Source organism: Gemmatimonadota bacterium (assembly GCA_016209965.1).
Lineage (GTDB): Bacteria > Gemmatimonadota > Gemmatimonadetes > Longimicrobiales > RSA9 > JACQVE01.
This window is the reverse complement of record JACQVE010000166.1, coordinates 1-9,483: the sequence shown is the minus strand read 5'-3', so window position 1 is coordinate 9,483 and position 9,483 is coordinate 1. Positions and strand designations below refer to the sequence as shown.

Annotated in this window: 9 protein-coding genes; 3 read left to right on the top strand and 6 right to left on the bottom strand. The window is 70.4% G+C overall.

Annotation, left to right across the window (positions count from 1 at the left end; all coding sequences use genetic code 11):
* Nucleotides 1-70: 70 nt before the first annotated feature.
* The 5 genes from thiE to HY703_06630 all read right to left on the bottom strand — a co-directional run bounded on the left by thiE (nt 71) and on the right by HY703_06630 (nt 5,102).
* Nucleotides 71-712: a thiamine phosphate synthase gene (gene thiE / locus HY703_06650; protein MBI4544853.1), complete on the bottom strand. Its 642-nt coding sequence runs from the start codon at nt 710-712 to the stop codon at nt 71-73.
* Nucleotides 712-1,782, bottom strand: coding sequence for an endolytic transglycosylase MltG (gene mltG, locus HY703_06645; GenBank protein ID MBI4544852.1), 1,071 nt, complete (start codon nt 1,780-1,782; stop codon nt 712-714). Before mltG ends, thiE begins: the two co-directional genes overlap by 1 nt.
* Nucleotides 1,775-2,203, bottom strand: coding sequence for a Holliday junction resolvase RuvX (gene ruvX / locus HY703_06640; GenBank protein ID MBI4544851.1), 429 nt, complete (start codon nt 2,201-2,203; stop codon nt 1,775-1,777). The genes mltG and ruvX overlap by 8 nt, the downstream gene beginning before the upstream one ends.
* Nucleotides 2,204-2,302: 99 nt before the next feature.
* Nucleotides 2,303-4,372 carry an NAD-dependent DNA ligase LigA gene (ligA, locus tag HY703_06635; GenBank protein ID MBI4544850.1) on the bottom strand — a complete coding sequence of 690 codons (2,070 nt, stop codon included), beginning with the start codon at nt 4,370-4,372 and terminating at the stop codon, nt 2,303-2,305.
* 100 nt (nt 4,373-4,472) lie between these two features.
* Nucleotides 4,473-5,102 carry a diguanylate cyclase gene (locus HY703_06630; GenBank protein MBI4544849.1) on the bottom strand — a complete coding sequence of 210 codons (630 nt, stop codon included), beginning with the start codon at nt 5,100-5,102 and terminating at the stop codon, nt 4,473-4,475.
* Between the two features lie 266 nt (nt 5,103-5,368).
* Between HY703_06630 and HY703_06625 the strand changes: the two genes are divergently transcribed.
* From HY703_06625 to HY703_06615, 3 genes are all read left to right on the top strand, one after another.
* Nucleotides 5,369-6,727, top strand: coding sequence for an aminopeptidase P family protein (locus tag HY703_06625; protein MBI4544848.1), 1,359 nt, complete (start codon nt 5,369-5,371; stop codon nt 6,725-6,727).
* A 64-nt stretch (nt 6,728-6,791) separates the two neighbouring features.
* Nucleotides 6,792-7,025: a YtxH domain-containing protein gene (locus HY703_06620; GenBank protein ID MBI4544847.1), complete on the top strand. Its 234-nt coding sequence runs from the start codon at nt 6,792-6,794 to the stop codon at nt 7,023-7,025.
* 45 nt (nt 7,026-7,070) lie between these two features.
* Complete coding sequence (locus HY703_06615; GenBank protein MBI4544846.1) at nt 7,071-8,405, top strand: thymidine phosphorylase; 1,335 nt, start codon at nt 7,071-7,073, stop codon at nt 8,403-8,405.
* A gap of 45 nt (nt 8,406-8,450) precedes the next feature.
* Here the strand turns inward: HY703_06615 and HY703_06610 are convergent.
* On the bottom strand, nt 8,451-9,483 hold a 1,033-nt coding region (locus HY703_06610), incomplete at its 5' end, for a hypothetical protein (GenBank protein ID MBI4544845.1).

Below are 9,483 nucleotides of genomic sequence, written 5' to 3'. Positions count from 1 at the left end.
GGCCTATTCTCTGACGCGAACCCCCGGTCCTCCTCGTGAGGCCCGGGGGTTTCGTGTGCCCAGCCTGTCGTCAACGAGGAGTTCCGTGGCGATAGGGGGGGAAGGCCGAGAGCAGCTCGCGCACGGCGGCACCGGGGTCGGCCGCTCCCATGACTGCGCCGATTGCCGCCACGCCCGCCGCCCCCGTGCCCGGGATCTGGGCCACGTTTTCCAGGTCGATGCCGCCGATCGCAACCACTGGAAGCTTCACCGCCCGCACAACGGCCTGGAGCCCGGCGAGCCCGATGCGGTGGCCCGCGGCTTCCGGCTTGCTGGAGGTGCCGAAGACGGCGCCGCATCCGATGTAGTCGGCGCCCCCGGCCTCGGCGCGGGCAGCGGCTGCCGGGTCATCCGTCGAGCAGCCGATGAGGAAGGGACGCGGCGCGATCCGGCGCGCCAGCGCGATGGGCAGGTCGGCAGGCCCCAGGTGCACGCCGTCCGCGCCGCCGGCCAGCGCCACATCCAGCCGATCATTCACGAAGAGGAGCGCCCCGTGCTTGACCGTGAGCGCACGCAGCAGCAGCGCCTGCTCGTAGAGCGAGCGGGCGTCCGCCCGCTTGTCCCGGAGCTGCACAGCCGGCGCGCCCGCCCCCAGGCACTGGCGCACGACCTCGATCATGTCGCGGGGCGCAGCCAGCTCCCGGTCCGTGATGACGATAAGGCGCAGGTCCATCAGGGTGCGGCCGGCCGGCTGCTGCCTCCGCCGCCCGGGAGGGGGCGGCGCCGCAGGGCCCGCTCGTTCCGGCGCAGGGCTGCCTTCACCCGATTATGCTCCTCGAGCGAGCGCGTAAAGATATGGCTGCCGTCGGGGCGGGCCACGAAGTAGAGGTAGTCGGCGGGCGCGGGGTAGAGCGCGGCCTCGATCGCCTGCACGCTGGGCGAGGCGATGGGGCCGGGCGGCAGCCCGCGATGGCGGTAGGTGTTGTAGGGGCTCCTGGCCACGCTGTCGATGTGCGCGTAAAGCAGCCGCCGGCGGTGCTGGCCCAAGGCGTACTGCACGGTGGGGTCGGCCCGCAGCGGAACCCCGATACGCAGGCGGTTGTGGTAGACGGCCGAGATCAGCGGCATCTCCTCGCGACGTTTGACCTCTCGCTCGATGATCGACGCGAGGGTGACCGCCTCTCGCTCCGTCAACTTCCGCACACTGGCCTGCGCCAGGCGCGCCGGCGTCCACACGCTGCGGTAGCGCACCACCATACGGCCGATCAGCGTGTCCAGCGGCGCATCGACTGGAATCTGGTAAGTGGCGGGATACAGGTACCCTTCGAGCGTCGGCCCGGGCACGCCGAAGCGCTGTGCCGTGGCGGAATCGAGGAGCACGCCGAGCACGGAGTCTGCCTGACGGTTGCTCAGCGCGCCGATCCTGGCGGCTATACGCTGCAGGTCCCACCCCTCGGGGACGGTGAGCCGGAAAGTCAGCACCCGGCCGAGGCGCAGGTCCTCGAGGATCCTGGGCCAGGGGGCGCCGCGGCGGAAGGCGTAGGCGCCGGCCTTGATGTCCTCGTCGGCGCCGGCCAGGCGGGCGTAGATGCGGAAGACCAGTGCACTGGGGACGATGCCCCTGGCGTCCAGGGAGTCGGCGACCTGTCGGAAGGTGGCGCCGGGCGGCACCCGCACGCGCAGGGCTGGCCCGCTCTCGCCGGTGCAGGCGACGAGGGCGAGTGCGAGCGCTAGCCAGACGGCGGCTCGCGCGTCGCTCGATCGGCGGCGGGCGGCCCGTCGCTCCCGACCCCGGTTAGCCACGAGTCCTCCGGTCCAGGTGCGCCTGCAGGATGAGCACGGCGGCGGCGGCATCGACTCGCCCCTTCTCCCGCCGCTGGCCGCGGCGCAGCCCCAACGAGCGTACGGCGCGTTGCGCGCGTGCGGAGGTCATGCGCTCGTCCACGTAGTGCACGGGGAAGCCCGTGCGCTGCGCCAGCTTCTGGCCGAACTCGAGCACCTCGAGCGTCCACGGGCTCTGTTCGCCTTGCGGCGTGAGCGGCAGGCCAATGACGATCTCCTGCGCCTGCCGCTCCTCCACCAGCCTTGCCACCGCGCCCACCGGCGCCCGCTTGCCGCGCCGCCGCAGGAGCGTGGGCAGCGGCTGGGCAATGGTAGCGCTGGGGTCGCTGATGGCCAGGCCGATTCGCCGCTGGCCGAAGTCAATGCCGAGGATCCTGGGCATCAATACCAGTCGCGAAGCCGCTGCCGCTCTTGGCCTCCGCGCACTCGGCGGTGGAATACGCACGTGGATTTGTGAAACGGCGCCGCTGACAGCCGGTGCTCACGAGAGCTCGCCCGGCCGCCGCGCCGCAGCCAGCGCCCGCAGCCCGGCCTCATCCAGCAGCGGCACGCCCAGCTCTCGGGCGCGTTCCAGCTTCGAGCCGGGGTCCCCGCCCAGCAGCAGGTAGTCCGTGGATCGCGTCACAGCGCCGGCCACGTGGCCGCCATGGCGCTCGATGAATTCGGCCGCTTCCTTCCTGCTCAAGGAAGCTAACGTCCCGGTGATCACGAAGGTGAGGCCGGCGAGCACGCGCGACTCGATCGGAGCGGCCGCCTCCCTCATGCTCACGCCTGCCGCAGCCAGACGCCCGATCACTTCCCGATTGCGCGGCTCCGCCAGGAACGCCGCCGCCGCGCCCGCCGTCGTGCTGCCCATTCCGTGCACGCCGGCGAGCTCGGACTCCGTCGCCTCGAGCAGCGCGTCCATGCTGCCAAAGCGCCGGGCCAGGATCTGCGCCGCCTGCGCTCCCACATGGCGGATGCCCAAACCATAAAGGAGACGTGAGAGCGGCCGCCCGCGCGAGGCCAGGACGGCCTCGATCAGCTTCCGGGCGGACAATTCCGCAAAACCCTCGAGCGGCAGCAGGTCCTCCACCCGCAGCGTATAGAGGTCGGCCACGTCGCGCACCAACTCCCGTTCCAGCAACTGCTGCACCGTGCGCTCGCCCAGCCCGCGGATGTCCATGGCGCCCTGCGACGCGAAGTGGACCAGCCCCCAGAAGATGCGGGCCGGGCAGGAGCCATTGGGACAGTAAAACATCACTTCGTCCGGCGGCCGCTCGACCGCCGTGCCGCACACCGGGCAACGCTCCGGCGGCTGAAAAGTCAGCTCCTGCCCGGTGCGGCGCTCCGTGATCGGCGCTACCACCTGCGGGATGACCTCACCCGCCCGCTTCACCAGCACCAGGTCGCCAATGCGCAGATCCTTGCGGGCTACATCCTCGAAGTTGTGCAGTGTTGCCAGCTTGACGGTCGCCCCGCCGATCTCGACCGGCTCGAGCACCGCGTAGGGGTTGAGCGAGCCGGTCCTCCCCACATTGATCTCGATGGCGAGCAGGCGCGTGCTGGCCAGGTCCGGGGCAAACTTGTAGGCGATCGCCCAGCGCGGCTCGCGCTCGCCAATCACGCCCAGCTCCGGCCAGAGGGCCAGCTCCTCCACCTTAGCCACAACGCCGTCAATGGCGTAGTTCAGCTCGCCGCGCGCCTCCTCTTCCTGGACGGCGAAGCTGACGACGTCGTCCAGGCTGCGGCAGACCAGACGCCGGGGGTTCACGGGCACGCCCCAGGCCGCAAGCAGCTCGAGGACCTCGCTCTGCCGGGCCGCGTCGATGGGTGCGGGGCGGTCCGGATCCGTCTGCACCTGGAAGCCGAAGAAGCGGAGCGGCCGCCCGGCGGTAATGCGCGGATCGAGCTGGCGCAGGCTGCCGGCCGCCGCATTGCGCGGGTTGGCAAACGTCGGCTCACCTGCAGCGACGCGGCGCTCGTTCAGCTCGTGGAACCCGGAGAGTGACATGTACACCTCGCCGCGCACCTCGAGGCGGCGCGGAATACGCGCGTCGGCCCGCAGCCGCAGTGGAATCTCGTGGATGGTGCGCAGGTTGTGCGTGACGTCCTCGCCCAGCACGCCATTGCCCCGGGTCGCGCCCCGGACCAGCATCCCGTCCTGGTAGAGGAGAGCCACCGCCGCGCCATCGATCTTCAGCTCGACCAGGTAGCCGGCCTCGCGCACTTCCCGCACCAGGCGGGCGTTCCGCTCCTCCCACGCCCGCAGTTCCTCTGCGTTGAAGGCGTTGTCCAGGGAGTACATCGGAGCGAGGTGCCGGACTTTGGTGAATTGCGTTACCGGTTCCGCGCCGACCCGGCGGCTGGGCGAGTCTGGCACGATCAGCTCGGGGTGGTCCGCTTCCAGCGCTTTCAGCTCGCGCATGAGCTGGTCGTACTCCGCATCGGAGAGGCGGGGCGCGTCGAGGACGTAGTACTGGTAGATGGCTTCGGTCAGGAGGTGCCGCAGCTCGGTGGCCCGCCGGGCGGCGGCCCCCAGGTCACGGGCGCTCACAGGCGTGCCATCCATGGGCGAATCGATTGAGAGCTAGCGAGGCTCCGCCTCAGACCTGTGACGGTACTCGTGGACGTGAACGTCCCGATGCTGCCGTTTTTTGTGAATTCTACCACTAACCCTGCTTGGGGGAACCGACTTCCACCTGCCCGTGCTGCACCACCCGATTCCGCCCCGCTGCTTTCGCCGCATGCAGCGCTTCATCGGCAAAGCGGATCAGTGTTTCCGGCTCCTGCACTCCGCGATGCGGGTAGCTCGCCACTCCTGCGGACACGGTCATGGCGAGCGGCTCCGGGGTGCCAATGGCGAAGCAGTGCTGGCCGACGGCGCGGCGGACCCGCTCGAGGAAGATCGCGCCGTCATCTACATCCGTGTCCGGCAGCACGGTGAGGAATTCCTCACCGCGGTAGCGCCCCAATTTATCGATTTCGCGCGCGCTCTGCCGGAGGATGCGGGCGAGCTGCTGCAGCACCCGGTCGCCGGCCTGATGGCCGAAAGCGTCGTGCTTGATCCGGCGCGCTACTTCGTAGCCGCTGATGTCGGGCAGCATGACATCCAGCAGGATCAGGTCCGGCGGCCGCTCGCGGACCCGCTCGAGCGCGCTCCTTCCCCGGCTCGCGGCCTCGACCTCGTGACCCCGGAAGCGCAGGCGAGCGGCCACGACCTCGATGTTGTCCGGGTTGTCATCTACCAACGGGATCCGACCCTGCGTCGGAGTACCGGGATCGCGATGGACCGGGCTCATGCCTCTGCCTCAGTGCAGGAGCGGTGCCAGCTACGGACGCCGTCCCGGGCACATTCTCGGGTACGGCGCGGAGCGGGGCGGGAAGGGACGCGACATGAAGACAGGCGTTGACGCTCGGCAGCGTGGTGGTCCAAATTTCATCAATCTACGCCAGGGGACGGCTGGGCTGCAAGCGGCCGTGCGGCGGGGCGGCGGGGTGGCGGCCGCGGCGGCGCGAGTCGCAGGAGCTGCCACAGGCACGGGATCTCGGTGGAGCGGTGCCTTTCATGAAGAAGCTGCTGGCCAGCGCGCGCTGGGGGACGGGCGCGCTCGGGTTGATCCTGCTCGGGGCGCCGGCTGCGCCGGCCCAGCTCGGCTCGCCGGCCGGGCCGGTGCCTGCGGAGCGCCTGTCGGCTCGGCGGGCGGCGCTGGGCCGGCGCATCGGCAACGGCGTTGCGGTGCTCCGTTCCGCGTCCGCGCGGAGCATCGAGGGCGACTACCCGCAGGACGGTGACTTCCGCCAGGACAACGATTTTTTCTACCTCACCGGGCTGGAAACGCCCGGCTCGTGGCTGGTCCTGGTAGCTCGTGCGGACACGCTCGAGGGGGTGAAGCTCTATCTACCGGCACCGGACTCGGCGGCCGAGCGCTGGACCGGCCCGCAGCTCGGGCCGGGCGAGGAGGCCAGGCGGATGACCGGTATCGCCGACATCAGCGCGGCCGAGAATGCCGAGGCCGAGATCCGGAACCTGGTGCTGGCGGCCGGCTCGCCGGCGCGCACGGGTCGGCTGTACGTGAAGCGGGGCGAGGCCGAGGGGCGGCTGGTGCTGTTTCGCGAGCTGGTGTTCGGGCCGGAGCTCGAGGTCCGAGACCTGCGCGTCGAATTGGCGGCGCTCCGGCTGGTCAAGGACGCGGACGAGCTGGGGCGGCTGCGCCGTGCTGTCGAGATCACCGTGGAAGCGCAGCGGCAGGCCATGCGAGCGCTGCGGCCCGGGGTATGGGAGTACGAGCTCGAGGCGCTGGTCGAGTATACGTTCCGCCGGCGCGGCGCCGAGCGCCTGGGCTTTCCCAGCATCGTCGGCTCGGGACCTAATTCGGCCATCCTGCACTATGATGACGGCCGCCGGCAGATGCAGGCTGGGGAGCTGGTAGTGGTGGATGTGGGGGCGGAGTTCGGTTATTACAGTGCGGACGTGACCCGTACCCTGCCGGTCTCGGGGCGGTTCACCGGGCGGCAGCGCCGGCTCTACGAGCTGGTGTTGGGTGCGCAGCAGGCGGCGCTGGACTCGGTGCGGCCCGGGGCAACCTTGGCGACTCTGAACCGGATCGCACGCGAGTACCTGCGCGAGCATTCCCGCGACCTGTGTGGTGCGCAAAGCTGTGATCGCTACTTCATCCATGGGCTCTCGCATTGGCTGGGCATGGACGTGCACGACGTGGGGGACAGGTCCACTCCGCTCGCGCCCGGCATGGTGCTCACGGTAGAGCCCGGTATTTACCTGCCGGACGAGCGGCTCGGCATCCGCATCGAGGATGACGTGCTGGTCACTGCTGGGGGCTACGAGCTGCTTTCCGCGGGTGCGCCGCGTCGCCCGGAGGAGATCGAGCGGCTCATGCACTCCGCCCGGTCCGCAGCTCCGCCATGAAGCGCGGCACAGGCGTTGCACGGTGGGGCGGGGCTCACGCGCTTTCCCGAGTCGAGGAGGCGGTATGTACTATCAGGACACTTCGTCACGCATCAACTTCTTTGCCGGCCTGGTGGTGGGCCTGGCAGTCGGCGCGGGGATCGCCCTGCTCGTTGCGCCGCAGAGCGGCAAGCGGACGCGCCGGCAACTGCTGCGCGCGGCCGCAGACGCCCGCGAGGGCGCGGGCCAACGTTGGCAGGGGGTGGCGGAGGAGCTGCGCTCTTCCGTGGACGCCGGTCGCCGCCGGTTCGGCCTCTGAGCAGTCGGCGCGAGACGCGCGGGCAGCGGCCGGCGGGGCTGCCGGATGACCGCCTACCAACTGATCCAACGGAAGCGGGACGGCGATGAGCTGCCCCCGGGCGAGCTGACGGCATTTTTCCGCGGCTACCTGGAGGGACGGGTGACCGACTACCAGATGGCCGCGTTCCTGATGGTCGTCTTCTTCCGGGGCCTGTCCACGCCGGAGCTGCGGGCGCTGGTCGAGGTCATGCTGCGCTCCGGCGCCGTGCTCGACCTTTCCGACCTGCCGGGCGCCAAGGTGGACAAGCACTCGACTGGCGGCGTAGGGGACAAGGTCTCGCTGGTGCTGGGGCCGCTGGTCGCCTCCCTGGGTGTGCGGGTCCCCATGATGAGTGGGCGCGGGCTGGGACATACGGGCGGGACCCTGGACAAGCTGGAGAGCATTCCGGGCTTCCGCACGAACCTCACCCTGGATGAGTTTCGCTCCCAGCTCGAACGACTGGGTTGCGCGCTGATCGGAGCGACGGCCGAGATCGCGCCTCTGGACAGCCGGCTCTATGCCCTCCGTGACGTGACCGCGACCGTTGAATCCATCCCGCTGATCGCTTCCAGCATCATGAGCAAGAAGCTGGCGGAAGGGATCGATGCGCTGGTGCTCGACGTGAAGCATGGCAGCGGGGCCTTTCTCCCTGACCTGGACCAGGCCCTCGACCTGGCGCGCACCATGATCGCGATCGGCAGCGCCTACGGCCGGCCGGTGACAGCATTGCTGACGGCCATGGATCGCCCCTGCGGTATCAGCGTGGGGAATGCGCTGGAAGCGGCGGAGGCAATCCGGGCCTTGCAAGGCGGAGGGCCGGCCGACCTGCGAGAGCTGACCCTGGCACTGGCGGTCGAGATGCTGCAGCTCGCCGGCGCGGCGGAGTCGCGCCAGGCGGCTGGCACCGCGGCTGCAGCCGCGCTGGCCGATGGCCGGGCCCTGGAATGCATGCGCCGGGTGATCGAGGCGCAGGGCGGCGACCCGGGCGTACTGGACGACCCCTCCCTGCTGCCGCGGGCGCCGCTGACCCGCACCCTCGAGGCCGCCCGGGACGGCTACGTGGCCGAGGTCAACGCCCGCCATATTGGCGAAGCGGCAGTTTCGCTGGGGGCGGGCCGCGCTCGATTGGAGGACACGATCGATCCTGCCGTGGGCTTCGATATCCCGGTCAAGCCGGGACAGGCGGTGAGCGCCGGCCAGCCGCTGGGCGTGGTACACGCGCGGACGGAGCGGGGTGCAGAGATTGGCCTGGCCGCCCTGCGCTCTGCCATCCAGCTAGGCGAGGAGATGCCCGCCCCGCCGCTGCCGCTGATTACGCACCGCGTGACGGCGGGTGGTGTGGAGGCTTGGCCGGATTGAACTCCGACACGCAAGAACTCCGTTGTCGGATCGCTGGTGCAGCCGTCAGAACTTGATGCGGGGGTTGACCCTGACCCGCGCCGAGTCGGCGGCGCTGTCGGGCAGTACGGCGCGGAGCCGGCCGGCGAATCCGCCCGGCCCGTGCAGGTCGCAGATCTCGGTGGGCTCCGTGCCGGCGATGTGGACCTCACTGTAGACGAGTTGGCCCGGGCACCACTCCGTCGCCAGCTTGCCGCTCTCCTTGTCTACCTTGCGTGTGACCAGCTCGGCTGGCAGCGTCCACGGCTGAGGCCGGGGCAAGAGCGGCGGCTCGGACAGGTAGACGGAGCGCATGAAGTCCGCAAAAACGGGCGCCGCGTAGACCCCGCCTGCTGCGCCCGGCAGGATCTTCTTGGGCAGGTCGAATCCAAACCACACGGCCGCCAGCAGGTCCGGCGTGAAGCCGACGAACCAGACATCCGTCGCGTCGTTGTTCGTTCCCGTCTTTCCCGCCGCCGGGATGTCGTGGGGCAGCTTGCCCACGCCGGGGTCGCGAATGGCGTAGCCGCTGCCGTGGTCCACGACGTCGCGGAGCAGGTCCCGCATGAGCGCCGCCGTCACGGGGTCGAGCACCTGCTCGCGCTCGGGCCGCGTCTCCCAGAGCAGGCGGCCTTCGGCGTCCGCGACGCGCAGGATCCCCCGCGGACGGACCCGCACGCCCGCCGTGGCGAAGGCGGTGTAGGCGCCTGCCGCCTGGATGGGCACCACCTCCGCCGCGCCAATGGCGGTCGAGGGGAAGCGAGGGATGGGCGTTTCAATGCCCAGGCGCTGGGCGTATTGGGCCACCGTCTCGAGCCCCACTTCGAGCGCCAGCTTCACCGCTACTACGTTGACGGACAGCTTGAGCGCCTGGCGCAGTGTGAGCGGGCCCTTGAAGTCGCGGTCGTAGTTGCGCGGTGCCCAGGTGGTGCCGTCCACCTGGTCCAGCATGATGGGCGAGTCGTAGATCACGTGGGACGCCGGAATGCCGCTGGCCAGGGCAGCCGTATACACGAACGGCTTGAACACCGAACCCGGCTGCCGCCGCGCCTGCACTGCC

Coding starts and splice junctions, on each gene's coding strand:
- HY703_06615 (MBI4544846.1), top strand. CDS start 7,071: ATGACCGCCTACCAACTGATCCAACGGAAGCGGGACGGCGATGAGCTG.
- HY703_06620 (MBI4544847.1), top strand. CDS start 6,792: ATGTACTATCAGGACACTTCGTCACGCATCAACTTCTTTGCCGGCCTG.
- ruvX (MBI4544851.1), bottom strand. CDS start 2,203: ATGCCCAGGATCCTCGGCATTGACTTCGGCCAGCGGCGAATCGGCCTG.
- thiE (MBI4544853.1), bottom strand. CDS start 712: ATGGACCTGCGCCTTATCGTCATCACGGACCGGGAGCTGGCTGCGCCC.
- HY703_06625 (MBI4544848.1), top strand. CDS start 5,369: ATGAAGAAGCTGCTGGCCAGCGCGCGCTGGGGGACGGGCGCGCTCGGG.
- HY703_06630 (MBI4544849.1), bottom strand. CDS start 5,102: ATGAGCCCGGTCCATCGCGATCCCGGTACTCCGACGCAGGGTCGGATC.
- ligA (MBI4544850.1), bottom strand. CDS start 4,372: ATGGATGGCACGCCTGTGAGCGCCCGTGACCTGGGGGCCGCCGCCCGG.